Genomic DNA, 26,485 nt, shown 5'->3' with positions numbered 1-26,485 from the left:
GTCAACGCCTCTTCTTGTCGCGCTTCCCCGTCGGTCGGGCACCGGGCCGCGGGCTCGCCGCGGTGACACGGGACGCGACGGCGGAGGCCTCCGCGGCCGCGGCAGGCGCGGAGGCGCCCTCGGACCGGGTCTCGCGGCGGGCGAGCACCTTCTTGGTGTGCGCCGCCACGGGTCCCCAACGCTCCTTGATCGAGACCAGCAACGGGGTAGCGAAGAAGATCGAGGAGAACGCGCCGACGATGATGCCAACCAACTGGACCACAGCGAGGTCCTTGAGCGTGCCGACGCCGAGCAACCCGACCGCGACGACGAGCAGTCCGATCACCGGCAACACGCTGATCACGGTGGTGTTGATCGAGCGCATCAGCGTCTGGTTGACGGCCAGGTTGGCCTGTTCGCCATAGGTCCGCCTGGTCAAGTGCAACACCCCTCGGGTGTTCTCCTCCACCTTGTCGAACACCACAACGGTGTCGTAGAGAGAGAAGCCCAGAATCGTGAGCAAACCGATCACCGTGGCCGGTGTGACCTCGAGACCGACCAGCGCGTAGACGCCCGCCGTGACGATCATGTCGAAGAAGAGCGCCACGATGGCGGCGATCGCCATGTCGCGTTCGAACCGGATGCCGATGTAGATGCTCACGATGACCAGGAACACCACGAGCGCGATGAGCGCCTTCTGGGTGATCTGGCTGCCCCAGGTCTCGCTCACGTCGGCGACGCTGATCGCGTTCTTGCTGGGGTTGCCGTCCTTGTCCTCCGGCTGGAAGGTCTCGTACAACGCGTCCTGAACGACGACGACCTCACGAGCGTCGAGCGCCTCCGAACGGATCTGGATTGTCGCGCTCGCGCCGGAGCCGACGGTCTGAACGGAGACAGGGGGCTCGCCCATGCTCTCGGTGTAGACCTGCTCGACCTGTTCGGTCGTGACGTTGTCGCCGGCCGGGAACTGGATCCGGGTGCCGCCCTCGAAGTCGATGCCGAGGGTGAACCCGCGAATCAGGATGCTGGCGATCGAGATCAGCAGGATGACGCCGACCAGGCCGTAGTAGAACTTGCGCCTGCCGACTACCTCGAAAGCGCCGGTGCCGGTGTAGAGCCGCGAGAGCAGGCTGTGCCTGGGCAGTTTCGCCTGGTCGGCCGAGGAATCGGACAACGATAGATCTTCAGATGTGGTCACAGTCAGGCCTCCTTCGCCTGCGCGCCGACGCTGGTGCGCGCGGACGCCGCGGTCTTGCGTTCACGGGCGACCTGCTGCACCGCTCCGAGACCGTTGATGCTCGGCTTCGACCAGAAGTCCGACTTCGATGCCAGGTGGACCAGCGGATGGGTCACCAGGAACACGACGACGACGTCGAGGATGGTGGTCAGGCCGAGGGTGAACGCGAAGCCGCGCACCTGGCCGACCGCGAGGACGTACAGCACGGCGGCCGCGATGAAGCTCACCGCGTTTCCGGACAGGATGGTCCGGCGAGCCCTCGCCCAACCGCGCGGCACAGCCGAGCGGAAGCTGCGGCCCTCCCTGATCTCGTCCTTGATGCGTTCGAAGTACACGACGAACGAGTCGGCCGTCATGCCGATACCGATGATCAGACCGGCGATGCCCGCGAGGTCGAGGGTGAAGCCGATGTACCGGCCGAGCAGCACCATGATCGCGTAGACCATCACACCGGACAGCACCAGTGAGAGTGCGGTCAGCACGCCCAGCATCCGGTAGTAGATGAGGCAGTAGAGCAGCACCAGCGCGAGGCCGATGGCGCCCGCGATGAGGCCCGCCTGGAGGGAGGCGAGACCCAGGGTCGCGGAGACGGTCTCGGCCTCGGATGCCTGGAAGGAGAGCGGCAGTGAGCCGTACTTCAGGGTGTTCGCGAGTTCCTTCGCCGACGCCGACGTGAAGTCACCGGTGATCGAGGTGGCGCTGCCCGCGGGGTCGCGCCCTGGACGACCGGCGCGCTGACGACCTTGGAGTCGAGTGTGAACGCGGCCTGCTTGCCGATGTTCGCGGCGGTGAACTGCGCCCAGGTGGTGCTTCCGCTCGACTTGAAGGTCAGCGACACCTCGTTGCGGGACTGCTGCGAGTTGAAGGCAGAGGACGCGTCCGCGATCTCCTGGCCGTCGATGATGCTCGGCCCGAGGAGATAGACCGTGGTGCCGTCCGTCGAGCAGGCCACCAGCGGCAGCGCCGGATCGTCGTTGCCCTGCAGCGGGTCACTGGCGTTGCAGTCGAGCGTCGCCATCGCCTGCTGCTGCACCGCCGGGTCCGTGCTCTGCCTGGTCTTCTTCGCCTCGGCGATCTCCGCGGCCGCCTGATCGTCGGCCGATGCCGCGCCCTGCTCCGCGGGGGTGCTGGGGTCTCGGTCGGCGGAGCCGGGGTGCCCGGTTCCTGCGCCGGGAAGGGCCGGTTCTGCGGCGCGGGCGCCGGGGCCGGGGTCTCGGCCTTCGGGGCCTGAGCCTGCGCGTTCGAGGACACGGCCGAGCTCTGCACGGGACGGATGTACAGCCGCGCCGTCTGGCCGAGCGTGCGGGCCTGCGAGCTGTCGTCGCCGGGGACCGTGATCACCAGGTTGTCGCCGTCGATGACCACCTCGGAGCCGGAGACGCCGAGCCCGTTGACACGGGTCTCGATGATCTCCTGCGCGCGACGAAGGCTGTCCTGGCTGGGCTTACTGCCGTCCGGGGTGCGCGCGGTCAGGGTGACACGGGTGCCGCCCTGCAGGTCGATGCCGAGCTTCGGCGTCGGGGACTTGTCCCCGGTGAAGAAGACGAGCGCGTACAGCGCAGCGACGATCAGCCCGAAGATCACGAGCGAGCGTGCTGGTCGTACGGCTCCAGTCGAAGGTGCCACGATCCGTAGTTCTCCTAGTACGTGTGTCGTGCGATGGTCGGGTTCGAGGCCCTACACGCGACCGCTGCCGAGCAGGATCACTCGGCAGCGGTCCGAAACTCAACTCATTCGGTGTCCAGGCGACGCTTGGTCTCCTCGGGGGTCTCCTCGACGGGGGCCTTCTCGACCACGGGGGTCTCATCGGCGGGGGCGTCATCGACGATCTCGTCGATGTCCTCCTCCTCGAACTCCTCGTCGTCCTCGACGAGGAGTTCACGGATCACCATCCGCGACCAGGTGGTGACGATTCCGGGCGCGACCTCGAGGTCGACGGTGCCCTCACCGAGCTCGACCACGGTCGCATGCAGCCCGGAGGTGGTGAGCACGCGGTCACCGACGTTGAGCGAGTCCTGCAGTTCCGCAGTCTTCGCCATCTCCTTCTTCTGGCGGCGGATGCCCAGGAACATGGGCACGAGCAGGGCGAGAATCAGGAGCGGAAACAGCAGTTCCATCGTTGAGTTCAGTCCTCGAGGGTCGTCGACGCGCACAATCCGGAACAGACCGGCGCAGTACTCCAGTGTGCCACTAGTCAAACAGACCTTGCGGCGGTTCGTTGACACGCACGTCGATGCCGCCCGCCGCGGCCTCCGGCGGCGGCGTCAGACCGAGCTGTTCCCATGCCGCTGCGGTCGCCACCCGACCCCGCGGTGTCCGTGCGATCATCCCCGCACGCACGAGAAACGGCTCGCAGACCTCCTCCACGGTGCCCGGCTCCTCCCCGACCGCGACGGCGAGGGTCGACACGCCGACGGGGCCACCGCCGAAGCTGCGCACCAGAGCGCTGAGCACCGACCGGTCGAGACGGTCCAGGCCGAGCTGGTCGACGTCGTACACCGCGAGCGCCGCCCTGGCGATGTCGCGGGTGATCACGCCGTCGGCCCGCACGTCGGCGTAGTCCCGCACCCGGCGCAGCAGCCGGTTCGCGATGCGCGGCGTGCCACGGGAGCGACCCGCGATCTCGGCGCTGGCCTCCTCCCCCAGTTCGACGCCGAGGATGCCCGCGGACCGCAGCAGGATCCGCTGCAACTCCGGCGGATCGTAGAAGTCCATGTGGGCGGTGAAACCGAACCGGTCGCGCAGCGGCCCGGTCAGTGCGCCGGAGCGGGTGGTGGCGCCGACCAGGGTGAACGGCGCGACCTCCAGCGGGATCGAGGTCGCGCCCGGTCCCTTGCCGACGACGACGTCCACCCGGAAGTCCTCCATGGCCAGGTAGAGCATCTCCTCGGCCGGCCGCGCGATCCGGTGGATCTCGTCGATGAAGAGCACGTCGCCCTCGACGAGGTTGCTCAGCATGGCGGCGAGGTCGCCTGCCCGCTCGAGCGCCGGACCGGAGGTGAGCCGAAGCGAGGTGCCCAGTTCCGAGGCGATGATCATCGCCATGCTGGTCTTGCCGAGACCGGGGGACCCGACATCAGGATGTGGTCGGGTGTGCCGCCGCGGAGCTTGGCGCCGGTCAGCACGAGCTGGAGCTGCTCACGCACCCGCGGCTGGCCGATGAAGTCGGTCAGGCTGGTCGGCCGGAGACTGGCCTCGATCTCGCTGTCGGCGGCGACGAAATTCGCGGTGACCGACGATTCCAGCCCGGCCGGGTCCTCCATGTCCTCGGTCACCGGGTCTTACCCAGCAGGGACAGCGCCGAGCGCAGGGCCGTCGACGTGCTCGCGTCCGGGTCCGCGGCCAGCACGGTGTCGGTGGCCTGCTCGGCGGACTTCGCCGGGAAGCCGAGGCCGACCAGGGCCTCGACGATCTGCTCGCGGACCAGACCCGGCACCACCGCGGGCGCGCCGGGGTCGGACGTGACGGCGACGGCCTCCACCTTGTCCCGGAGCTCGACGACCATCCGCTCGGCGCCACGCTTGCCGATGCCGGGCACCCGGGTCAGCGCGGTGACGTTGCCCTCGGCGAGCGCCTTGCGCAGCGCCTCCGGCTCGAGGACGGCCAGCGTCGCCATCGCCAGCCGCGGGCCCACCCCGGACACCGTCTGCAGCAGGCCGAACAGATCCCGCGATTCGATGTCGTGGAACCCGTACAGGGTCATCGAGTCCTCGCGGACGATCATCGCGGTGACGAGCCGGACCTCGGTTCCGCGCTGGAGGGTGCCGAGCGTGGCCGGGGTGGCGTTGAGCCGGTAGCCGACCCCCGCCGCCTCGAGCACCACGTGATCGAGCGCGATCTCGAGCACCTCGCCGCGAATGGACGCGATCATGGGGTACCTGCCTTCTTGAGCCGGGTCTTGTTCAGTTCCGCGAGTCTGGCCTCGTATCGCCGCTTCTGCTCGGCGGCGGCCTGCTCCGCCTGCGCCATCCGCGACAGCATCGGGGCGCGCCAGCAATGACAGATCGCCAGCGCGAGCGCGTCGGCGGCGTCGGCTGGCTTCGGCGCGACCGCCAGCCCGAGGATCTTCGTCACCATCGCGGTGACCTGCTTCTTGTCCGCGGCACCGTTGCCCGCGACCGCCGATTTCACCTGGCTCGGGGTGTGGAAGCAGACGTCGATCCCGCGCCGGGCCGCGGCGAGCGCGACGACGCCACCGGCCTGGGCCGTGCCCATCGCGGTGCGCACGTTGTTCTGCGAGAAGACACGCTCGACGGCGACGACGGTCGGCTGATAGAGGTCCAGCCATTCCTCGGCCGCGTTCGAGATCCGCAGCAATCGCTGCGACAAGTCCATCTCCGGCGGCGTCCGGATGACGTCGACGGCCACCGGGGCCACCGTGCGGCCGCGACCCGAGTCGACCACCCCGAACCCGCATCGGGTCAGGCCTGGATCCACCCCGAACACGCGCACGCGATCACCTCTCACCACTACGAACAGCTGTTCGAGAGTATAGGTGGATCTGCCGACACGCTGGCCGACCAACACGCGGTCGAAGACAAACATCGGGCCGGACCAGCGTGGTCCGGCCCGATGATCGAGCGGGGGTCAGTCCTCGAGCTGAGCGAGCACCTCGTCGGACAGGTCGACGTTCGTGTACACGTTCTGCACGTCGTCGGACTCCTCGAGCGCGTCGACGAGCTTGAACACCTTGCGAGCGCCGTCCACGTCCACCGGCACCTCGACGGAGGCGCGGAAGTCGGGGTCGGCCGACTCGTAGTCGATGCCGGCGTCCACCAGTGCGGTCCGCACTCCGATCAGGTCGCCCGCCTCGGACACGATCTCGAAGGTATCGCCGAGGTCGTTGATCTCCTCGGCTCCGGCTTCGAGCACCACCTCGAGGATCTCGTCCTCGGAGCGACCGTTCTTCTCGAGCACCACGACGCCCTTGCGGGTGAACAGGTACGCAACCGAACCCGGATCGGCGAGGTTGCCGCCGTTGCGCGTCATCGCGGTCCGAACCTCGCCCGCCGCGCGGTTGCGGTTGTCGGTCAGACACTCGACGAGCAGCGCCACACCGTTGGGGCCGTAGCCCTCGTACATGATGGTCTGCCAGTCGGCGCCGCCCGCCTCTTCGCCCGCGCCGCGCTTGCGGGCGCGCTCGATGTTGTCGTTGGGGACGGACGTCTTCTTCGCCTTCTGGATGGCGTCGTACAGGGTCGGGTTACCCGCTGGGTCACCACCACCGGTCCGCGCCGCCACCTCGATGTTCTTGATCAGCTTCGCGAAGGATTTGCCGCGCTTGGCGTCGATCGCAGCCTTCTTGTGCTTGGTGGTGGCCCATTTGGAGTGGCCGCTCATGCGTAGTTCCCTCTTCCCGTTCGTAGATGCGCACGCGACAGCGGAGCACGCTGCAGCGGGGAGCACACAGTAGCGCCAGTTTACGCGCGGGCCACCGCGACTTCCCGCACCATGTCGACAAACAGCTGATGGACGCGCCTGTCGCCGGTCACCTCGGGGTGAAATGAGGTCGCGAGAACGTTGCCCTGACGGACCGCGACGACCCGTCCGGCGGCCGGGCCCTCGGGGACCGTGGCCAGCACCTCGACGCCCGGGCCGACCCGCTCCACCCAGGGCGCGCGGATGAAGACTGCTCGCATCGGGGCGCCCTCGATACCCGCGAAGTCGAGGTCCTCCTCGAAGGAGTCGACCTGACGACCGAAGGCGTTGCGCCGCACGGTGATGTCGATTCCGCTCAGGCACTGGGCATCCGGGCGGGTGTCGAGCACCTCGCCCGCCAGCAGGATCATGCCCGCGCAGGAGCCGTATGCCGGCATACCGTCGCGCAGCCGGGCACGCAGCGGTTCGAGCAGTTCGAACACCGTGAGCAGACGGCTCATGGTGGTGGACTCCCCGCCGGGGATGACGAGGCCGTCCACCGCTTCGAGCTCCGAGACCCGGCGCACGCCGATGCCGCGGGCACCCGAGGCCTCCAGCGCCGCAAGGTGTTCGCGCACATCTCCCTGCAGCGCCAGCACGCCGATGGTGGGTGTCATGGTGGCCGATTTCCGCTCGATCATGTCGACGCTCACTGCGGGACCGCCACGAGGATGAGCTCCTGTGCCGGGACGTCACCCTCGACCGGGATCGGGTGGACGGTGTCGGTGGTCCAGCGCAGCGCGCCGTCGACCTCGATCTGCGCGCGGACGGCGAGTCGCGCCCTTGGGTCGATGGCGTCGCGATAGGCGGCGAGCTCGAACGGCACCGGCACGCCGGTTGCGTCCTCGATGCGCTGCTCGGCGAGCAGGGTCGCCGGAGCGTCTGCCAGCGAGATGTCCTCGAGGCGCACGGTCACGACGGCGTTCTCGGGGAAGGCGATCCGCTCGCGGTACGAGACGGTCCCGGTGACGGTGAGCGTGTCGTCCACGCTGTCGGCCTGCGCGGTCTCGGGTGTCGATCCGATCGACACCACCACGGCCGCGACGACCGCGATCAGTGCCGCCGCACCGAGGGTCAGTTCCAGAATTCGTCTCGTCTGCACAGGTCGAGGATACGGATGGTCAGAACGGTGGGGGCTGGTGGCGGTGGCGTTCGCCCAGGATCGCGAGGTGTTCGGCGTGGTGGGCGCGGAGTTGTGCGCATCGGGCGAGGTGGCCGGGGTCGGTGATGGTGGCGAGCTGCGGGAGCGTCGGGGGTAGGTCCGTGGGCCGCATGTGGGTTTCCCACCAGGTCGGTTCGTAGATCCCGAGGTCGGGTGGTTCTGGTGTCGGTGGTGCGGGTGTCGGTTTCTGGATCGGTCGGGGTGTGGGTGTTGTGGTGCGGGCGCTGGGTCGTTGTTCGACCGGGAGCGGCAGGGTGATGCCGATGGTGCCGTGTGCGCCGATCCAGGCGATGACGTCGCCGTCGAGGCGGACGACGCGGAAGAGGCGGTCTGTCTTGGCTTGGTGGTGGCGGGTGCAGGCGGGTTCGCCGTTGCTCTCGACGGTCCACCCGCCGGCGAGGGGGTTGTTTGGGTCGAATTCGACGATGTGGTCGAACTGGCAGTCCCGGGCTTTGACGGTGCAGCCGGGGAAGGTGCAGGTGTCGTATTTGTCGAAGACCGCGGCGCGGACGGCGTTGCTGGGTCGGTAGGTCAGGGCGCCGCGGGGTGGGTGGTCGTATCCGCCGTGCCCGTCCGGGTATTGGCCGTCGAGCAGGGTCGGGTTGGCGGTGACCGCGTCGAGGATGTCGGTGATCCGCGGCTCTTGAGGGCTGGTGCCAGACCGTGGGCGCACGACAGACGGTGGAGGTAGCTGTCCAGCGGGGCGGCGCCGAAGCCGGTAACGGATGGGCACAGAGGTGTCCCCTGAACCGTTGCCGTGCTTCGTTTCTCGTGGCGATGTGTCGCTCTCACGGGCGGATGGAGCACCGCCGGCCTGCAATCCGTGTGGCGGCTCACCGCCTTTCGGCTCGGCCGACTCGATTTCGTTCTCGGTCTCGCCGTCATCGCCGACCGCGGCATTTCGTTCCGCCTGGATTCGCCTGGCATCGGTGATCACCGCTTGCCACGTCGCATCCCCGGCGAGCAACCGAGCCAGCTCCGGATCGATCGGCCCGTGACCCTCCAGATGACCCGGGCGATCGGCCAGCCGAAGCAGGCTCTCCAAATCGATATGGATGTGCACCTCGGGCTTCGGTCGTTCGGGTCGGGGTAGGTGCGCGGTCGGGCAGTCCTCGCGCCCACACCGGCAGTGCAGGTAGGTCTCGCCGTGCACCAGCGCCATGAACGCATCTGTGCGCAGGTTGTCGACGGTGCGGGGGTCCTCCCGGCAGACCGTGCCCGCCATCTCCTGGACGAGCGAATCGAGGGTGCGGCCCTCCGCCGCAGTGAGGGTGGCGTAAACCTGGGCCATGCCGTGCAGGTCCGCGGTCACCGACACACGCCGAGAGTGCCGCTCCCGCCGCCTCCGCAGTTCTTCCGCCTCGGCCGGATTGATGCGGATCAGCTCACGCATCACCTCCGCCACCAACTTCTTCGGCGTCAGATACAGGGCGGCATCTGCGAGGTGCCCCTCCATCCTGGCGAGGGTGGCATCGGAAATCTCCGCCGTCGCGTCGACGATCGCGAACACCCTCAGAAAGTCCACCAGCCCCGACACGAACACCGCACGAATCAACGGCAACCGCAGATCCAACGCATTACCCACCGCCACATACCGTTCCGCGGTGAACGCACTCACCCCCAACGCCAGCGAGGTCTCCATCTCCGCCGACCGCCCCGCCCGATAGGCGAACTCCTCACCGAACAAATCCACCTCGTGCGCGAACTGCCGCCGCGCGAACGCCGCCGCCGTCAACACCTTGTGCGCCGCCGCGGCGTTCTCCGCCCGCCCGTACTCCCGCAACGCCGACAACGCCGCCGCACCATCATCGAAATCCACCGGACGCGCGTCCGCGCGGGCACCCTCACCTGCGGCGCAACCTCGAAACCCCCCGGTATCGAACATGTGTACGAGTCTACGCTCGGCCACCGACACGAACCAGGAGAAGCTACAACTCCAACCCCGGAGTAGTCGCGATCGCTTCGAGCTGGTCGAGGGTCAGCTGAACGGCCGGTGGTTGAGCGGACGATGACACCGAAACCTGGGTGCCGGAGGGCCGGATCACGGTCACCGACCGAACCTCATCAAGACTGGGCATGTCGCCCGGATTTGTCGGCGCAGGCGAGGGGAACTTCTCCACTCGCTGGACCACCGATCCATCCGGTAAGACCCTGGCTGACCTCCGCAGTCCATCGACAATCCGATCGGGAGCGTCAACCTCGGTCGGCAACGCCACCCCACCCGTGATCGAAATGTCCATGCGACTCGTGGAGCCTGCAACATCCGCCGTCAGCACTTCGCACGCGCCCAGGTTGTCGAAATCCGACAGTTGCAATGATCCAATAGGGCGATCGAGAGTGGCGATACCCGCGAGTTCGGTTTGCCATTGGTCATCGAGCGAGCGATTGAGGCGGTCGATGGTCTTCCGGTCGATTTCCGGGCCGTCCCCACTTGCGGCCGCCGAGCAGCCCTCCGGTGGTGCTGACATCCCCTCCGGAACTGGTGCCGTCACACGCAAACCAGGCGCCGTCACCAGTGCGGTGAGCTCGTCAATGCCCAACGGAACCCTTCCGCTGTAAGCCTTCTCGGCATCTCCATCCCGCATCACGAATCCGGATAGTGCTTGGATCGTCGTGCCATCGGTGAGGTATGCCGTGACTGTTCTGGCCTGGTTGCCGATTCCGCCGAATTCGACCCACTGTTCCCGGGAGTCGACGATCGTTCCGTCAGCGCGTTTCACCCGGCGGTCGAGATGTCCGGCAATACAAGACGGCACTGGTTCGTCTGAATGACGAACCTCGACGGAGAGCGAACTGTATGTTGCACCCCGGATCAACGTGCCTTCCGCCTTGGTCCAACCGCTGAGTCCGTCCACCGCGCCAGCTGAGTCCGGCCGGTGCCAGTCCAGAATCGGCTCGAAGAGAAGCGAGTCCGCCGGAGTACCGAATTCGACCTCCACGCCAGGTGGCAGTGCATCCTTCAGCGCGTCCGACATCGCGGTGGCCTTGGGGCCAGAGAACCACGGATAGTTCGCGTTGTCGTAGCCGGCCGACGTGCCGACAGCTGCAAAGTTGATGCGCCTGACCTCTGACGGCGGTACGACGACATCGCACCCGGGGATCTGCGCCGAATACTCCCCACCGCCAACGTCGTTCAGCAGCCCGGCCACCACAACGCCCACGGCAACGACCGCCCCGACCACCACGACATCGACGCCGACTCCCCCGCCACGCCTGCCCACAGATACCCCCGACCGCGAGCACGTCTCGCGATGTCCACTTCGTCGCAATCGACGCCGACGTTACCCACGACGTGCATTGAGCCGGGCAGCCTGGCGCGTCAGGTGCTCGCGCTCGGCGAGGTTGGGCGCCTTCAGTGCCGCCTCGGCGTACAGCCGTGCCGCCACCGCCAGGTCGCCGTCCCGCTCGTGGAGGTACGCCGCCACCGCCGTGTGGCGCGGCAGCGAGTCGTCCAGCGACGCAAGCGCCGCCAGGCCGGCGCGCGGTCCGTCGGCCTCACCGACGGCCACCGCGCGATTGAGCCGGACGACCGGGCTGTCGGTCAGGAGCTCGAGCTCGTCGTACCACTCGACGATCTGCACCCAGTCGGTCTCTTCGGCGGTGAGCGCATCGGCGTGGAGTGCCGCGATGGCGGCCTGCGCCTGGAACTCGCCGAGCCGGTCGCGGGCGAGGGCCGTCTGCAGGATCACGACGCCCTCGGCGATCGACTCGGTGTCCCACGTGCCGCGATCCTGCTCGGCGAGCGGCACCAGGCTGCCGTCGGGCGCGGTCCTGGCGGCGCGTCGGGCGTGGTGGAGCAGCATCAGGGCGAGCAGCCCGGCCACCTCGGGGTGGTCGACGGCGGCCGCGAGTTGCCGGGTGAGCCGGATGGCCTCGGCGGCGAGGTCGACGTCGCCGGAGTAGCCCTCGTTGAAGACCAGGTAGAGGACGCGCAGCACGGTGGCGACGTCGCCGGGCTGGTCGAACCGCACGCCGGAGACGGTGCGCTTGGCCCGGCTGATGCGCTGCGCCATGGTCGCCTCGGGCACCAGATAGGCCTGGGCGATCTGGCGGGTGGTCAGCCCGCCTACGGCACGCAGCGTGAGCGCGACCGCGGACGACGGCGTCAGCGCCGGGTGAGCGCACAGGAAGTAGAGCTGGAGCGTGTCATCCACCGCCGGCGCGGGATCGGGTGCCGGTTCCACGTCATGGTCGCTCGGCAAGCCTCGCTCCGCGTCCACAACGTCCTCACGCCTGCGCCGGGCCACGTTCGCCTTCGTCGCGTCGAGGAACTTGCGCCAGGCCACCGCGACCAGCCAACCCTTCGGGTCCCGCGGCGGGTCGGCGGGCCACACACGGACCGCCTCGACCAGCGCGTCCTGCACGGCATCCTCGGCCGCCGCGAAATCTGCTCCGCGGCGGACGAGGATCCCGAGGACGTGCGGTGTGAGGCTCCGGATCAGGACCTCGTCCACCGGAAAGGTCATTCCGTGATGGTGGGCGGCGCGGTCAGGAACGGACGCACCTCGAGCCACTCGTGGATCGGCTTGCCATCCGCCCCTGGTGCGGCCGACAGCTCCCCTGCCAGTTCGATGGCGCGCTCGTAGCTGTCGACGTCGATCACCATCCAGCCGGCGATCAGGTCCTTGGTCTCGGCGAACGGGCCGTCGGTGACCGGCGGGCGACCCTCGCCGTCGTACCGGACGAACGTGCCCGCAGGGGCGAGCGCCTGACCGTCGACGAATTCCCCGGTCCCCTCGAGCCGGTCCGCGAAGTCCTGCATGTACTGCATGTGGGCCGAGATCTCCTCGGGCGTCCACTGGTCCATGGGCACGTCGTTGACCGCAGCCGGGGCGCCACGGTAGTGCTTGAGAAGCAGGTACTTGGCCATCGTGTTTCTCCTCGGTTCCGGTGCAACCCATTCTGGTCGCACTCAGAGCAAGGACGACGCCAGTCACGGATTCTCGACATCGCCGTCCGAAATTCTTCGGGATCTCGTGGGCCACCACGCCGAAGACCAGTCCCAGGCCGACACAACATGTGAACCTCACCGGCACACCGACGCCATTGCGGGCGGCCAAACTAATCGGAATGGCGCAACCGAATAATGAATTGAGCAGATACGACGAATTTGCTTCCCAAAAGAACACCGCTAGCATTCGAAAGCGAAGGGGAGTAGTTCACTCTGAATATCCCGACGCGGTCGGGCAGAGGCGGATGGTCGACATGCTGGCGCCAGATGGCGCCCGGTCATCCACCGGGCGGCATGCGCGAAAGCTGTTCGGCGAGCGAGACCTTCGGACCAACACCACCGTTGGCCGAAGACTCTCCCTTTCAGTATTTGGCGAGTCTGCGGCCGTTGACCCGAAGGCCTGAGACCAATTTCACCGAATTCGGCAACATTGGATGCACCCGATACTCCGACCTACCGCGGCACATTGCCGCGATCACTGGGAATCACCGCGGTGTTCATTCTTCCCGCGCTCGTCGTCCGACTCTCGGGCATGCACCCGAATCCGATAGTGGCGCTGCTGATCTACGGGGCCGCGGTCGTCGCGGCGAGCTTCCTGCTCGCCTGGGCCGCCGAGGCCGCACAGATCGACGTCTCCGGCGGCCTGGCGATCGCGGTCCTCGCCCTGATCGCGGTACTCCCCGAGTACGCAGTCGATCTCTACTACGCCTACACCTCCGGACACGACTCCACCTACGTGCAGTACGCGGCGGCCAACATGACCGGCTCGAACAGGCTGCTGATGGGCATCGGCTGGCCCCTGGTGGTGCTGATCTCGATCGCGGTCGCGAAGAAGCTCACCGGCAAACCGGTCTCGGCGTTGGCCCTCGAGTCCGGCAATCGCGTCGAGCTCGGGTTCCTCCTCATTGCGGGCGTCGCGGCGTTCGTCATCCCGGCGACGGGTCAGATCCACCTCGTATTCGGTGTCGCCCTGCTCGGCTGGTTCAGCTTCTACCTCTACCGACTGTCCGGCGGCCAGGTCGAGGAGCCCGACCTGATCGGTACCGCCGCCGCGATCGGCGCATTGCCGGACCGGGCGCGCCGCACGACGTTGATCGCGATGCTCGTCGTGGCGGCCGCGGTCATCGTCGCCTGCGCGGAACCCTTCGCGAACAGCCTCGTCAACGCAGGCGCCGAGCTCGGCGTGGATCAGTTCCTTCTCGTGCAGTGGCTCGCCCCACTCGCCTCCGAGGCGCCCGAGTTCATCATCGCGATCCTCTTCGCCGCACGGGGCAAGGGCACGGCGGCGATCGCGATGCTGATCTCGTCGAAGGTCAATCAGTGGACCCTGCTGGTGGGATCACTGCCGCTGGCCCATCTCGCCGGCGGCGGCGGCACCGCCCTGATGCTCGACGCGCGCCAGGTCGAGGAGATGCTGCTGACCGCCACCCAGACGATGATGGGTGTCGCCCTGATCCTCGCCATGCGATTCGGCCGCGGGTCCGCCTGGGCACTGCTGGCGCTGTTCGTCATCCAGTTCCCGATCACCTCGACTCAAGGGCGGATGATCCTGTGCGGTGTCTATGCCGTCGTGGCGCTGGTCGCGTTGACGATCAATCGCAGGCATCTCGCTCCCACCCTCGCCGCGCCGTTCACCCGCAGCAGCATGGTGCACGGTTGACTCCCCAGCGGCGTCCACGCCGCATCAAGAGCGCGGCCGAGGGCATCAGAGAACCATCAAGACCGCTGGTACACACGCGATCCGGGACCAAACTCGCTCGGTGACCACCGCACTGCTGATCCGGGCACCCCGCACCGGACGCCCCAAGCGAAAGACCGATCGACACAAGCTCTCGGTCTCCACCGGCCTGGCCGGACTCTCCCTCGACGCCATGGCGTCGGTGTCCTATGGCCCCGAGGCGATCGTTCTCGTCCTCGCGGTCGCGGGCGGCACCGGGCTGGGCTACACGCTGCCCGTCACCTTCGCGATCGCCGCGCTGCTCGCGGTGCTCGTCGCGTCGTACCGCCAACTCATCGCAGCCTTCCCGAACGGTGGCGGCGCGTACGCCGTCGCCAGGGCCCGGCTGGGACACCGCACCGGGCTCGTCGCGGCGGCCTCTCTTGTGATCGACTACATACTCAACGTCGCGGTCTCCATCGCCGCGGGCGTCGCCGCACTCACCTCCGCGTTTCCGGCCCTGCTCCCCCACACCGTCTGGATATGCCTGGCCATCCTGGTCGGGATCACGGCGCTGAACCTGCGCGGGATCGCGGACAGCGCCAGGGCATTCATGATCCCGACCGCGGTCTTCGTGCTCGGCATCTTCACCGTGATCATCGCCGGGCTGCTGCGTTCGGAACCGCTCAGCGTCTCCGCGGGCACCGCCGTCGCCGCCAACGTCCAGACCGTCGGGGTCCTGTTGCTGCTCAAGGCCTTCTCCAGCGGATGCGCCGCACTCACCGGCGTAGAGGCCATCGCGAACGCGGTGCCCAGCTTCCGCGAGCCGCGTGTGAGGAACGCGCAACGAGCCGAGGTCGCGCTCGGAATCCTGCTCGGCACCATGCTGATCGGACTCGCCGTCCTCATCGGCAAGTTCTCGTTGCACCCGGTCGAGGGGACCACCGTGCTCTCGCAGCTGACCGAGGCGTCACTCGGACACGGGATCGGCTATTACGTCGTGCAATTCGCCACCGTGGTGCTGCTCGCGCTGGCCGCGAACACCTCCTACGGCGGCCTGCCGACGCTGGCGCGCCTGCTCGCCGACGACAACTGCCTGCCCCACCGGTTCGCGCTGCGGTCCCCTCGCGAGGTGTATCGGCACGGCGTGGTGGCTCTCGGCGTCACCGCGGGCGCCCTGCTGATCGGTTCCGGCGGCAGCATGAACGCCCTCGTGCCCCTGTTCGCCATCGGTGTGTTCGTCGGGTTCACCATCGCCCAGGCCGGACTCGTCCGGCACTGGCTGCTGACCCGGGCCCCCGGTTGGCGGTGGCGCGCCTGCCTCAACGGATTCGGCGCGACCCTGACCGCCATCGCGGCACTCGTCACCACCGCGATGAAGGTCACCGAGGGCGCCTGGCTCATCGTGCTGGCCCCGCCCCTGCTCGTGTTCCTGATGGAGCGGGTGCGGGCGGCCTACGCGGCCATCGGCGATCGATTGCACCTCGGCGAGGTGCCCGCCGCGCCCGCCGCGCAGGGCACCGTCGTCCTCGTTCCGGTGGCCGAGGTCTCAGAGCTGAGCCGCGAGGCGATCTGCGCCGGCCTGTCCATCGGCACCGACGTCGTCGCCGTCCGGGTCTGCCCGAGCGGCGAATCGCCCCGCGCCTTCACCAAGGCATGGCAGGCCTGGCACCCCGGCGTCCGGCTGCTCCTGCTCGACGGCTCCGACGGCGGGCTCGCTCCGACCTTGACCCGTCACATCACAGACAGGCTCGCCGACCGCCGGGTGGTCGTGGTGATCGCCCAGGTGGAGCCGGGCTCCGGGTGGCAACGGATCCTGCCGAACCACCGCGGCGACGAGCTGGACCGGGCACTGCGCCGCGACACCGACGCCGTCGTCTGTCGGGTGCGACTGCGGGTGGGCCGATCAGTCCCGCAGCAACCGGGTCAGCCCCTCCTGGACCACCGCCGCGACCAGGTTCCCGCTGCGATCGAAGATCCGGCCCTGGGTCAGCGCCCGGCCGAACCCCGCGGACGGTGACGACTGGTCGTAGAGCAGCCACTCATCGGCACGGAAGGGCCGCATGAACCACAGCGCATGGTCGAGCGAGGCCTGCTGGATGTCCTCGTCGGGGTGCGGCACCTTCGCCGAACCGAGCAACGTCATGTCGCTCATGTAGGCGAGGGTGCAGACGTGGAAGACGGGGTCCTCGGGGAGCGTGCGGCGGTACCGGAACCAGACCTGCTGCTGCGCGGGCACGCCCCTGCGCCGAGTCACCTTGTCCTCTGGCACGAATCGCAGATCCCAGTCGGCCCACTCCCGGAACTCCCACGACAGTTCCTCGCTCATCATCTCCGAGGTGTCGGGCAGGTCCTCCGGGTTCGGGACCGGGGCATCTCGTCCTCGTGCTCGATTCCGATGTCGCCCACGTGGAAAGAGGCGGACATGGTGAAGATCGCCTGACCGTCCTGGACCCCGGTGACCCGGCGGGTGCAGAACGATCGGCCGTCCCGGATCCGGTCGACGAGGAAGACGGTGGGGATGGTCGGGTTCCCCGGCCGCAGGAAGTAACCGTGCAGCGAGTGCACGCGGTACTGCTCGTCGACCGTGCGGACCGCGGAGACCAGGGCCTGGCCGGCCACCTGACCGCCGAACGTCCGGGTCAGCATCGTATCCGCGACGATGCCGCGGAAGATGTCCTTCTCCAGCCGTTCGAGTTCCAGGATCTCTTCGATGGACGACATGGCGTACCCCTTTCGACCGGTGCTCACGCTAGCAACGACGCGGCCCCGCATCAGGGATGCGGGGCCGCGTCGAGAATTCATGCGGTCAGGCGCCGCCGATCACCAACCGCGCTCGGCGAGGCGGTGCGCGACCGGCAGATCGTCGACGTTGATGCCGACCATCGCCTCACCCAGACCGCGGGAGACCTTCGCCAGCACGTCCGGGTCGTCGAAGAAGGTGGTGGCCTTGACGATCGCGGCGGCACGCTCGGCCGGGTTGCCGGACTTGAAGATGCCGGAGCCGACGAACACACCCTCCGCGCCCAGCTGCATCATCATCGCCGCGTCCGCCGGGGTGGCGATGCCGCCCGCGGTGAACATGGTGACCGGGAGCTTGCCCTCCTTGGCCACCTCGACCACCAGGTCGTACGGCGCCTGCAGCTCCTTGGCCGCCACGTACAGCTCGTCCTCGCTCAGCGAACCGAGACGACGGATCTCACCGAGGATGGTGCGCATGTGCGTGGTCGCGTTGGAGACATCGCCCGTGCCTGCCTCGCCCTTCGAGCGGATCATGGCCGCGCCCTCGGTGATTCGACGCAGCGCCTCACCCAGGTTGGTGGCACCGCACACGAACGGCACGGTGAACTTCCACTTGTCGATGTGGTTGGCGTAGTCCGCCGGGGTCAGCACCTCGGACTCGTCGATGTAGTCGACGCCGAGGGACTGCAGGATCTGAGCCTCCACGAAGTGGCCGATCCGGGCCTTGGCCATCACCGGGATGGACACGGCAGAGATGATGCCGTCGATCATGTCCGGGTCGCTCATCCGGGACACGCCGCCCTGCGCGCGGATGTCCGCGGGCACACGCTCGAGGGCCATGACCGCCACCGCACCCGCATCCTCGGCGATCTTCGCCTGCTCTGCATTGACGACGTCCATGATGACCCCGCCCTTGAGCATCTCGGCCATGCCGCGCTTGACGCGGGCCGTGCCGGTGGTCGGGGCGGTATCAGGGGTGCTCACGGCATACTCCATCGGTAGTGACCTGTCAGGGGAACTCGTTCAATTCTAGGACGATGCGGGTTTCTGCCGGTCGGCCGGTCAGCGAATCGATCGGACCTCGGGTTCGACCAGCCTTGCGACCACGACATTCGCCTCCTCCAGGAGGTCCGGCAGCTCCTCCGGGTACACCACCTCGCCGGTCGCGGCGATCTCCCGGATGTCGCTCGGGCTGCACCAGCGGTGACCGGTGATCGCACGCCGTTCGAGGTCGGTGAAGCCGCTGCGCGTCGGGGTGAACTCGGTGGTCTGCAACGCGAAGAACAGCTCCTCGGAACGGATCAGCTCGCCGTCGTAGGGGAACACCGCGACCCGGCGCCACATCGGCCCCCGCAGCACCGCCTCGTCCACCGACAGCCCGGTCTCCTCGGCGATCTCCCTGACGGCGGCCGCCCGCAGGGTCTCCCCCATCTCGACGGCGCCGCCGATGGTGAACCAGAAGTAGACGTCGGGCACCTGAGGGTCGTGCCCGCGCAGCAACAGCACCCGACCCTTCTCGTCGAGCAGTACCACGCGGGAGGACGTCCGCGTCTCGTCCACGTTCAGACCGGCGCCCACCACCGGGGCGGTGCGCTCGGCGATCTCGAAGTAGGTGGGCAGCGGGGCCGTGCCGCCGAGGTGCAGCCAGCGCACCGGTCGCCTGGTCCGCAGCGCGAGGGTGTCGCGCACCGCGTCGTTGTGGAAGCGGCGGGCGATCAGCACCCGCGCCTCCGCATCGGCCAGCTCCGCCACCAGCTGGGGCGGCAGCGCCTCGGCAGGCACCGATGCCAGCGCCACGGACAGCGCGTTCTCCTCGGTTTCGCGGTGTCCGCGATCGGCCCGCTCGGCCTTGATCGCCAACGCCGCCAGGGCTTTTCCGTCTGGCACCGGGGCGTCTCCACCGGTCGTGAGCGCGGCGGCCACCGCACGGGCCACCACCGACCTGCGCGCGAGCGAGGAGTCGAGCGCCTGCCAGGACAGGTCGGAGCGCACGTGCAATCGGTCGAGCCGGTTGGCGGTGCCGTACGCCCACACACCGATCGCGATGATCACCGCGGCGATCAGCGCGAGGATGAGGATCGAGGTCGCGGAGAAGGTCACGAGCGGACCTCCACGCCGACGCCACTGCCGCCGACAGTCACCGTCTCGTAGACACGCAGGATCTGCTCCGCGACCACCGGCCAGTCGTACTCGGCCACCACCTCGGTGGCCGTGCCGACCAGGGCGCGACGGCGGTCCGGGTCACTGAGCACCGAATCGATCGCGGTGGCCAGCGCGGCCGAATCGCCGACCGGCACCAGCATTCCGGCGGTGCCGTCGCGCAGCACCCGACGGAAAGCGTCCAGTTCACTGGCCACCACCGCCGTGCCAGCCGCCATCGCCTCCACGAGCACGATGCCGAAACTCTCGCCGCCGAGATTCGGCGCGCAGTAGACGTCCGCGCTGCGCAGGGCCGAGGCCTTCTCCGCGTCGGTGACCTGCCCCAGCAGCCGCAGGTGCCCGGCATACCTGCCTGCGTCCTTGCGCAGCCTGTCCTCGTCCCCCGGCCGACGACCAGGATCTCCAGGTCGGGGTGCTTGGCGACGAGCTCCGGCAGCGCCTCGAGCAGCACCGCCATGCCCTTGCGCGACTCGTCGTAGCGACCGAGGAACAGCACGGTGCCCCCCGCGCGCGGGTATCCGGGCAGCGGGTCCGCGTTCGCGAACGCGGGCACGTCGACGCCGTTGGGGATCTCGACGGCATCGGAGCCGAGCGACTCCATCTGCCAGCGCCTCGCCAGTTCGGAGACGGCGATGCGGCCGCTGATCTTCTCCAGGTACGGCGCGAGCACGCCCTGGAAGGTGCTCAGCACCAACGACTTCGTGGTCGAGGTGTGGAAGGTCGCGACGATCGGGCCCTCGGCGATCTTCATCGCCAGCATCGAGAGGCTCGGAGCGTTCGGCTCGTGGATGTGCAGTACGTCGAAATCGTTGTCGACGATCCACCGACGGACCCGGGCATAGGAGACGGGTCCGAAACTCAACCGGGCCACCGAGCCGTTGTACGGGATCGCGACCGCCCGGCCTGCCGAGACCACGAAGTCGGGGAGCTCGGTGCCCTCCGAGGCGGGCGCCAGCACGCTGACCTTGTGTCCCCGCTCGATGAGCACCGACGCCAACTCGACGACGTGGGCCTGCACCCCGCCCGGCACGTCGAACGAATAGGGACAGACCATCCCAATCCTCATGGCGATTCCATCCGCGCCAGCCTGCCCTCGGACAGGTCGGCGAGCCACAGCGGCTGGAGCATGTGCCAGTCGGCCGGGTGGTCCGCGATGTTGGCGGCGAAGCGGTCGGCGAGGGCCTGGGTGGCCGCGGCCACTCCACCGGCGGTGTCCACCGGCGGATCGACCTGGAAACCCCAGCCGTCGCCCTCGAAGTAGCAGTGCACCGGCAGCAGCGCGGCGCCGGTCTCGATCGCGAGCTTGGCCGGTCCGGCGGGCATCCGGGTTGGTTCGCCGAAGAACGTCACGGGCACACCGTGTTTGGCGAGGTCTCGCTCCCCCAGCAGACACACCAGCCGGTTCTCGCGCAGCCGTTCGGCAAGCTGCTCGAACGGCGGGCGCTCGCCGCCGCTGAGCGGGAAGATCTCGAAGCCGAGGCTCTCCCGGTACTCGAGAAACCGCAGGTACAGCGACTCCGGCTTGAGCCGCTCGGCGACCGTCGTCACCGTGCCCCAGTGCTGCACGGCCCACACACCCGCCATATCCCAGTTGCCGCTGTGCGGCAGGGCAAGCACCACGCCCTTGCCGTCGGCCATCGCCTTGTTCAGGTGTTCCTGACCGTGCACCAGGGAATCGAGCCGCCCGCCAAGCTCCTGCTGATCCATGGCGGGGAGCCGGAAGGCCTCTCGCCAGTAGCGTGCATAGGAGCGCAACGAGTCCCGGATCAGCTCGTCCGGCACCTCCGCTGCGGGTACCCCGAGCACCCGTGCCAGGTTGCGGCGCAGTTGATCCGGGCCGCCGCGGCGGGCCGCCCGATCCGCACCCCAGTTGAACAGCGACTCCGCCGCCCCTTCCGGCAGCGCGCGGACCAATCGCCACCCGGCGGCGTAGCCGAGGTCGCTTACCCGTTCGGTCCAGCTCACGTCGTCGGCGCCTCTCCGCTCTCCGCGGTGCCGGTCTTCATCGGCAGCGGATCCCGGGCACCCGGGGCGTTGCGCACCTGCAGCACCCGCTGGAACACGGTGACGATGCTCGCCACCGCCAGCAGCCACATCGCCACGTAGACGGCCCATTCGAGCCAGTCGATGCCGAAGTGTCCCGCGAGGCCGGTCAGGCCGGAGCCGAGGAGGACGATCACCAGACGGTCTGACCGTTCGATGAGGCCACCCTCCGCGGACAGTCCGCTCGCCTCGGCGCGAGCCTTTGCGTACGAGATGACCTGCGAGGTGACCAGGCAGATCAGGGTCGCCACCAGCAGCGACCTGCTGTTCTCGTGGTACACCGCCCACCAGGCCAGGCCGGCGAAGATGGCACCGTCCGCGATCCGGTCACAGGTCGCGTCGAGCACAGCCCCGTACCGGGTTCCGCCGCCGCGTTCCCGCGCCATCGCGCCGTCCACGAGGTCGAACAGGACGAACGCGGCGATCACGATCGCACCCCAGAACAGGTGCCCGGAAGGGAACAGGGTGACCGCGGCCACCACACTGGCGGTCGTGCCGAACACGGTCACGACGTCCGGGGACAGCCCGACCGCGACCAAGGCCTTACCCACCGGCGCGATCACCTTCGACACCGCGGCGCGCCCGAGAACGCTCAGCACCTGTCGACCCCCGTTCCTGTGCTGGAAGAGACCCGATTTCGAGTTGATCTCGTCAACGATCCTGCCATGACGCAGGCGATACGGCTCACGCGTTCCAGGCTGCCGAGAGCAGCGCCCTGGTCTCGCGCAGGAGCTGGGGCATCACCTTGGCCCCACCGACGACGGTGATGAAGTTCGCGTCGCCACCCCAGCGCGGAACGATGTGCTGGTGCAGGTGCTCTGCCAGCGAACCGCCCGCCGCGGCGCCCAGATTCAGCCCCACGTTGAAGCCGTCCGGACGCGAGACCCGCTTGATCACGCGGATCGCCTGCTGCGTGAACGCCATCAACTCGGCCGACTCTTCGGGTGTGAGGTCCTCGAGCGCGGCGACGCGACGGTAGGGCACCACCATCATGTGGCCGGGGTTGTAGGGGTACAGGTTGAGCACCGCGTAGACGTGCTCGCCGCGGGCGACGATCAACCCTTCCTCGTCGCTCATCTTCGGGATGTCGGTGAACGGTCCCTCGCCCGGGGTCGTGACCTTCGGTGCCTCGGCGATGTAGGACATCCGGTGCGGCGACCAGAGTCGCTGCAGCCGGTCCGGATCGCCGGGGCCGGTGTCGACGACCGAGCCCTCGTCGCTCATCCGAGGCCTCCGAGCAGTTCGGCTGTGGGCGAGGCGTTCTCGCGCCGCGCGATCCATCCGGTGATCGCCTCGACGGCGTCCGCCACCGCGATGCCGTTGATCTGGGTGCCGTCGCGGAAACGGAAGCTGACGGCGCCCGCCTCCACGTCCCGCTCGCCCGCGAGCAGCATGAACGGCACCTTCTGCGTGGTGTGGTTACGGATCTTCTTCTGCATCCGGTCGTCGCTGACGTCCACCTCGGCCCGCACACCGGCGGCCTTGAGCTTGGCCACCACGTCGAACAGGTGCTCCTCGAAGGCCTCGGCGACGGGGATGCCGACGACCTGCACGGGCGCAAGCCATGCCGGGAATGCGCCCGCGTAGTGCTCGGTGAGCACACCGAAGAACCGCTCGATCGAACCGAACAGGGCACGGTGGATCATCACCGGCTGGTGCTTGGCGCCGTCGGATCCGGTGTACTCGAGGTCGAACAGGTTCGGCAGATTGAAGTCGAGCTGGATGGTCGACATCTGCCAGGTACGACCCAACGCATCCTGCACCTGCACCGAGATCTTCGGGCCGTAGAACGCGGCGCCGCCCGGGTCCGGCACCAGGGTCAGCCCGGACGCCTGGGCCACCTCGGCGAGGGTGTTGGTCGCCTCCTCCCAGACCGCGTCGTCGCCGACGAACTTGTCCGGGTTCTTGGTCGACAGTTCGAGGTAGAAGTCGTCGAGGCCGTAGTCCTTGAGCAGACCGAGCACGAAGTCCAGCGTGGTGGCCAGCTCGTCGCGCATCTGCTCACGGGTGCAGTAGATGTGCGCGTCGTCCTGCGTCATGCCCCGCACGCGGGTCAGGCCGTGCACGACGCCCGACTTCTCGTAGCGGTAGACGGAGCCGAACTCGAACAGTCGCAGCGGGAGCTCCCGGTACGAACGCCCGCGGGAACGGAAGATCAGGTTGTGCATCGGGCAGTTCATCGGCTTGAGGTAGTAGTCCTGGCCCGGCTTGCGCACGGTGCCGTCCTCGTTCAACTCTTCGTCGATGTGCATCGCCGGGAACATCCCGTCGCGGTACCAATCGAGGTGACCCGAGACCTCGTACAGGTGCCCCTTCGTGATGTGCGGGGTGTTGACGAACTCGTACCCCTCCTCGACGTGGCGCTTGCGGGAGTAGTCCTCCATCTCGGTGCGGATGATGCCGCCCCTGGGGTGGAACACCGGCAGCCCGGACCCGAGCTCGTCGGGGAAGCTGAACAGGTCCAGCTCCGCACCCAGCTTGCGGTGGTCACGACGCTCGGCCTCCGCGATCAGTTCAATGTGCTTGTCGAGCGCCTCGGACGACTCCCACGCGGTGCCGTAGATGCGCTGGAGGTCCTCGCGGTTCTGGTCGCCGCGCCAGTACGCGGCCGAGCTGCGGGTCAGCTTGAAGGCGGGGATGTGCTTGGTGGTGGGGATGTGCGGGCCGCGGCACAGGTCGCCCCACACCTTCTCGCCGGTCCTCGGGTCGAGGTTGTCGTAGATGGTCAGCTCGTTGCCGCCGACCTCCATCACCTCGGGGTCGTCGATGCCCGACTTGTCGTCGATCAGTTCGAGCTTGAACGGCTCGTTGGCCAACTCGACGCGGGCGTCCTCGATGTTCTCGACCACGCGCCGCGAAAAGCGTTGCGAGCCCTTGATGATCTGCTTCATCTTCTTCTCGAGGCGGGTCAGGTCCTCAGGGGTGAACGGCTCGTCGACCCGGAAGTCGTAGTAGAAGCCGTCCTTGATCGGCGGGCCGATGCCGAGCTTGGCGTTCGGGAACTCCGACTGCACGGCCTGGGCGAGCACGTGCGCGGCGGAATGCCGGATCACGGTGCGGCCGTCCTCCGAGTCGGCCGCGACGGGCTCGACCAGTGCGTCCTCCTCGGGGATCCAGGACAGGTCCTTGAGCTGGCCCTCCGCGTCGCGGACCACGACGATGGCGTCCGCACCCTTACCGGTGAGCCCCGCCTCCCGAACCGCCGTACCGGCGGTAGTCCCCGCGGGCACCCGGACGTGGGCGGCTGAGACTGCGGATGCGGGCGTGGTCACGGCGATGTGCTCCTCGATGTTCTGCGCCGTCTCGAAGACGGCAGCTCGGTGAGCCCTCATGCTATCGGCACGCGGATCGGACGGACCTGTCACCCGAGCAGCGCGCCGAGCCGCGCCGCACGAACCGACGGCTGCTGACGGGGGCAGCTGGTGCACTTGATGCCCTCGGCGGCGACCGGATCGGGCTCCGTCTCGTAGATCAGGCAGCAGGACGACCTGCGGATCACCCGCCGGGAACCCGGTGCAGGCACGGCCCGCGGGTCCGCTCCGACCGGTCCCCCGCGGGCGACATCGACGAACCGGGGGCGAGGCATCTCGGCACCGATCAGGTCGGCCAACCGCACCGCCAGCGCGCTGCCGAGCACCGGGCTGCCCAGCGCGGTGCCGGCGTCCAGCGCACGGTTGCCCAGCGAGTCGGTCGCGATGGCCCACAGCGAGCGCACGCCCGCACCGCTGAGGCCGCTCAGCGTGGCGATCATCGGGGCGAGCGCGGTGCCGAGCCGCTCGGCCAGTACCTCGTCGTCGCGGATGCCGGCCTCGGAGCGAATGGTCCCCAGGTACCCGTCGGGCCGCAACGTACAGGTCAGCCCGTCCAGGGTCGGGTCGGGCGCAAGGCCCGTCGTCAACAACATCGAGGCGGGCACCGACATCAGCGTCGAGCTAGCCGAGTACCACCACAGCGTGGCAGAGACACGGGGATCCTCGCAGGCCCAGCGTCGCGCGGTGTCGACGACCCTGGCCGCCAGCCAGTCGCGGTCCACCAGGACGCTGCCCGGGTGTTCCACCGCACCCGGCGCGGGTACGGTGGCGTCCCGCAGCGACGGGATCGCCGCGACCGCTCGCTCGTAGGCGTCGCTGAGTTCCGGATCCATCGCCACGGCTAGAGCGGGCTCTCCAGGAGCGGGTGCTCGATACCCACCCAACCCGCGATCAGCCCGAGAGTCCCCAGCACCCACAGGGTTCCGATCACGATGACGCACGTCAGCAATGCAGACAGCGCCTTCACCGCGACCGACTGGCGGACGAACCACGCCATGAACCGGTCGTAGCGCTCCCGCGCGAACCGGAGCACGCGGTGCGCCCACGCGAACTCCGAGGCGAGGATGCCGAGCCCGGCGAACACGATCAACCAACCAGGACCGGGGTACGGAATGGTGATGATGCCGACGACGAGAACCACCGTGCCGACGACGCCGACGCAGATCCGATAAGCCAGGTTCAGTGCGGTGTTTCCCGCGATATCCCGCCGCAGGCGCATCCATCGATTCTCAGTCGTCACCACCCGGACAACAGTACCGACGGGCGGGCCGCGACGCGCTCGTCGTCGAGCTACCTGGCGACCGCCCGCCACGCCTCGAGCTTGTCCGCCACCGGGGTGCCCGCGTTCGCCGGACTCGTCGACGGCAACCGCGCCATGGCAACCGACTCCGGGTGCAGGCCGCGCGCGACGACGGCGCGCCGGTACGCCTGTTCGGCCTTGGCCCCGTTGAAGAAGACCCGGCCGATCCGGGGGTGACGCTCGAACAGGGCCGCGAAGTCGTTGGCCACCTCGGAATCAGGGTCGATGCTCGAGTCGAGGCTGCCCTCCCGCCTGCACAGCTTCAACACGTCCCACAGCGCGATGCCCTCGTCCTGGAGCCGCTGCAGCCGCTGCGCGTACGTCTGCCGGGGGCCCGCGTCGAAGAGCTCACCCATGATCGGCCAGAAACTGTTGCGCGGATTCGCGTAGTACATGCCCGCGGCCAACGACGGGATACCCGGCATCGACCCGAGGATCAGGGTGTCGGCGCGGTCGTCGAGTACGGCGGGAAAGCTGTGGACGACGGTCATGGGCGTCCATTACACCCCAACATGGGCACGAGAA

At 68.5% G+C, this 26,485-nt stretch carries 22 protein-coding genes and 4 pseudogenes; 2 read left to right on the top strand and 24 right to left on the bottom strand.

What is annotated here, in order from left to right; translation table 11 throughout:
- Position 1: 1 nt before the first annotated feature.
- From secF to BTZ20_RS11620, 13 genes and pseudogenes are all read right to left on the bottom strand, one after another.
- Entirely contained in the window at positions 2–1,177 is a 1,176-nt protein-coding gene (gene secF, locus BTZ20_RS11680) for a protein translocase subunit SecF (protein WP_223263731.1), read from the bottom strand.
- A gap of 2 nt (positions 1,178–1,179) precedes the next feature.
- Positions 1,180–2,842 (bottom strand): annotated as a pseudogene (gene secD / locus BTZ20_RS11675) (protein translocase subunit SecD).
- A gap of 104 nt (positions 2,843–2,946) precedes the next feature.
- Complete coding sequence (yajC, locus tag BTZ20_RS11670; protein WP_077041464.1) at positions 2,947–3,333, bottom strand: preprotein translocase subunit YajC; 387 nt, start codon at positions 3,331–3,333, stop codon at positions 2,947–2,949.
- Between the two features lie 73 nt (positions 3,334–3,406).
- Positions 3,407–4,479: pseudogene (gene ruvB / locus BTZ20_RS11665) on the bottom strand (Holliday junction branch migration DNA helicase RuvB).
- An 8-nt stretch (positions 4,480–4,487) separates the two neighbouring features.
- Positions 4,488–5,087, bottom strand: coding sequence for a Holliday junction branch migration protein RuvA (gene ruvA, locus BTZ20_RS11660; RefSeq protein WP_077041463.1), 600 nt, complete (start codon positions 5,085–5,087; stop codon positions 4,488–4,490).
- On the bottom strand, positions 5,084–5,668 hold the full coding sequence (gene ruvC, locus BTZ20_RS11655) for a crossover junction endodeoxyribonuclease RuvC (RefSeq protein ID WP_077043647.1): 585 nt from the start codon (positions 5,666–5,668) through the stop codon (positions 5,084–5,086). Before ruvC ends, ruvA begins: the two co-directional genes overlap by 4 nt.
- A gap of 135 nt (positions 5,669–5,803) precedes the next feature.
- Entirely contained in the window at positions 5,804–6,556 is a 753-nt protein-coding gene (locus BTZ20_RS11650) for a YebC/PmpR family DNA-binding transcriptional regulator (protein WP_077041462.1), read from the bottom strand.
- Positions 6,557–6,636: 80 nt separating this feature from the next.
- Positions 6,637–7,275 carry a pyridoxal 5'-phosphate synthase glutaminase subunit PdxT gene (gene pdxT / locus BTZ20_RS11645; protein ID WP_411269126.1) on the bottom strand — a complete coding sequence of 213 codons (639 nt, stop codon included), beginning with the start codon at positions 7,273–7,275 and terminating at the stop codon, positions 6,637–6,639.
- Positions 7,276–7,283: 8 nt separating this feature from the next.
- Positions 7,284–7,736 (bottom strand): YbaY family lipoprotein, encoded by a 453-nt coding sequence (locus BTZ20_RS11640; RefSeq protein ID WP_083742633.1) that lies wholly within the window; start codon positions 7,734–7,736, stop codon positions 7,284–7,286.
- A gap of 19 nt (positions 7,737–7,755) precedes the next feature.
- A complete protein-coding gene (locus BTZ20_RS11635) occupies positions 7,756–9,681 on the bottom strand; it encodes an HNH endonuclease signature motif containing protein (RefSeq protein ID WP_083742632.1) in 1,926 nt (641 codons plus the stop codon).
- A gap of 43 nt (positions 9,682–9,724) precedes the next feature.
- Positions 9,725–10,981 carry a hypothetical protein gene (locus tag BTZ20_RS11630; protein ID WP_083742631.1) on the bottom strand — a complete coding sequence of 419 codons (1,257 nt, stop codon included), beginning with the start codon at positions 10,979–10,981 and terminating at the stop codon, positions 9,725–9,727.
- A 96-nt stretch (positions 10,982–11,077) separates the two neighbouring features.
- A complete protein-coding gene (locus BTZ20_RS11625) occupies positions 11,078–12,250 on the bottom strand; it encodes an RNA polymerase sigma factor (protein WP_077043644.1) in 1,173 nt (390 codons plus the stop codon).
- An 8-nt stretch (positions 12,251–12,258) separates the two neighbouring features.
- Positions 12,259–12,666 (bottom strand): YciI family protein, encoded by a 408-nt coding sequence (locus tag BTZ20_RS11620; protein WP_077041459.1) that lies wholly within the window; start codon positions 12,664–12,666, stop codon positions 12,259–12,261.
- A 574-nt stretch (positions 12,667–13,240) separates the two neighbouring features.
- On the opposite strand from BTZ20_RS11620, the gene BTZ20_RS11615 reads away from it, so the two are divergent.
- Both BTZ20_RS11615 and BTZ20_RS11610 read left to right on the top strand, forming a co-directional pair.
- Positions 13,241–14,407 (top strand): sodium:proton exchanger, encoded by a 1,167-nt coding sequence (locus BTZ20_RS11615; protein WP_411269125.1) that lies wholly within the window; start codon positions 13,241–13,243, stop codon positions 14,405–14,407.
- 211 nt (positions 14,408–14,618) lie between these two features.
- A complete protein-coding gene (locus tag BTZ20_RS11610; protein ID WP_083742924.1) occupies positions 14,619–16,424 on the top strand; it encodes an APC family permease in 1,806 nt (601 codons plus the stop codon).
- On the opposite strand, the pseudogene BTZ20_RS11605 reads toward BTZ20_RS11610, so the two are convergent.
- The 11 genes and pseudogenes from BTZ20_RS11605 to BTZ20_RS11555 form a co-directional block, all read right to left on the bottom strand.
- Positions 16,311–17,128, bottom strand: a pseudogene (locus BTZ20_RS11605) (acyl-CoA thioesterase). The gene BTZ20_RS11610 and the pseudogene BTZ20_RS11605 overlap by 114 nt on opposite strands.
- Positions 17,129–17,227: 99 nt before the next feature.
- On the bottom strand, positions 17,228–18,130 hold the full coding sequence (gene pdxS / locus BTZ20_RS11600) for a pyridoxal 5'-phosphate synthase lyase subunit PdxS (RefSeq protein ID WP_077043643.1): 903 nt from the start codon (positions 18,128–18,130) through the stop codon (positions 17,228–17,230).
- A 78-nt stretch (positions 18,131–18,208) separates the two neighbouring features.
- A complete protein-coding gene (locus BTZ20_RS11595) occupies positions 18,209–19,246 on the bottom strand; it encodes an NUDIX hydrolase (protein WP_077041457.1) in 1,038 nt (345 codons plus the stop codon).
- A pseudogene (locus tag BTZ20_RS11590) lies at positions 19,243–20,372 on the bottom strand (glycosyltransferase family 4 protein). Before BTZ20_RS11590 ends, BTZ20_RS11595 begins: the two are co-directional and overlap by 4 nt.
- A complete protein-coding gene (locus tag BTZ20_RS11585; protein WP_077041456.1) occupies positions 20,369–21,271 on the bottom strand; it encodes a phosphatidylinositol mannoside acyltransferase in 903 nt (300 codons plus the stop codon). Before BTZ20_RS11585 ends, BTZ20_RS11590 begins: the two are co-directional and overlap by 4 nt.
- Entirely contained in the window at positions 21,268–21,948 is a 681-nt protein-coding gene (gene pgsA, locus BTZ20_RS11580) for a phosphatidylinositol phosphate synthase (protein WP_077041455.1), read from the bottom strand. Before pgsA ends, BTZ20_RS11585 begins: the two co-directional genes overlap by 4 nt.
- An 85-nt stretch (positions 21,949–22,033) precedes the next feature.
- Positions 22,034–22,573, bottom strand: a complete 540-nt coding sequence (locus BTZ20_RS11575) for an HIT family protein (protein ID WP_027499599.1) — start codon at positions 22,571–22,573, stop codon at positions 22,034–22,036.
- The gene (gene thrS / locus BTZ20_RS11570; protein WP_077043642.1) at positions 22,570–24,621 is read right to left on the bottom strand and encodes a threonine--tRNA ligase; all 2,052 of its coding nucleotides are present in this window, start codon (positions 24,619–24,621) and stop codon (positions 22,570–22,572) included. Before thrS ends, BTZ20_RS11575 begins: the two co-directional genes overlap by 4 nt.
- 89 nt (positions 24,622–24,710) lie before the next feature.
- Positions 24,711–25,493 carry a (2Fe-2S)-binding protein gene (locus BTZ20_RS11565; protein WP_077043641.1) on the bottom strand — a complete coding sequence of 261 codons (783 nt, stop codon included), beginning with the start codon at positions 25,491–25,493 and terminating at the stop codon, positions 24,711–24,713.
- 8 nt (positions 25,494–25,501) lie between these two features.
- Entirely contained in the window at positions 25,502–25,879 is a 378-nt protein-coding gene (locus tag BTZ20_RS11560; protein WP_077041454.1) for a TIGR02611 family protein, read from the bottom strand.
- A 71-nt stretch (positions 25,880–25,950) separates the two neighbouring features.
- Positions 25,951–26,451 carry a DNA-deoxyinosine glycosylase gene (locus BTZ20_RS11555; protein WP_077041453.1) on the bottom strand — a complete coding sequence of 167 codons (501 nt, stop codon included), beginning with the start codon at positions 26,449–26,451 and terminating at the stop codon, positions 25,951–25,953.
- Positions 26,452–26,485 lie beyond the last annotated feature (34 nt).

The sequence above is a fragment of the Rhodococcus sp. MTM3W5.2 genome, from assembly GCF_001984015.1.
GTDB classification, from domain to species: Bacteria; Actinomycetota; Actinomycetes; order Mycobacteriales; family Mycobacteriaceae; genus Rhodococcus_G; species Rhodococcus_G oryzae.
Note: the sequence above shows the minus strand (reverse complement) of the source record. Positions and strands in the feature narration are given on the sequence as shown.

Bases quoted from the DNA above. Each gene is read 5' to 3' on its own strand.
- yajC (WP_077041464.1), bottom strand. From the start codon at position 3,333: ATGGAACTGCTGTTTCCGCTCCTGATTCTCGCCCTGCTCGTGCCCATG.
- ruvA (WP_077041463.1), bottom strand. From the start codon at position 5,087: ATGATCGCGTCCATTCGCGGCGAGGTGCTCGAGATCGCGCTCGATCAC.
- BTZ20_RS11650 (WP_077041462.1), bottom strand. From the start codon at position 6,556: ATGAGCGGCCACTCCAAATGGGCCACCACCAAGCACAAGAAGGCTGCG.
- pdxT (WP_411269126.1), bottom strand. From the start codon at position 7,275: ATGATCGAGCGGAAATCGGCCACCATGACACCCACCATCGGCGTGCTG.
- BTZ20_RS11635 (WP_083742632.1), bottom strand. From the start codon at position 9,681: ATGTTCGATACCGGGGGGTTTCGAGGTTGCGCCGCAGGTGAGGGTGCC.
- BTZ20_RS11620 (WP_077041459.1), bottom strand. From the start codon at position 12,666: ATGGCCAAGTACCTGCTTCTCAAGCACTACCGTGGCGCCCCGGCTGCG.
- BTZ20_RS11610 (WP_083742924.1), top strand. From the start codon at position 14,619: ATGGCGTCGGTGTCCTATGGCCCCGAGGCGATCGTTCTCGTCCTCGCG.
- BTZ20_RS11575 (WP_027499599.1), bottom strand. From the start codon at position 22,573: ATGAGCGACGAGGGCTCGGTCGTCGACACCGGCCCCGGCGATCCGGAC.
- BTZ20_RS11565 (WP_077043641.1), bottom strand. From the start codon at position 25,493: ATGGATCCGGAACTCAGCGACGCCTACGAGCGAGCGGTCGCGGCGATC.
- BTZ20_RS11560 (WP_077041454.1), bottom strand. From the start codon at position 25,879: ATGCGCCTGCGGCGGGATATCGCGGGAAACACCGCACTGAACCTGGCT.
- BTZ20_RS11555 (WP_077041453.1), bottom strand. From the start codon at position 26,451: ATGACCGTCGTCCACAGCTTTCCCGCCGTACTCGACGACCGCGCCGAC.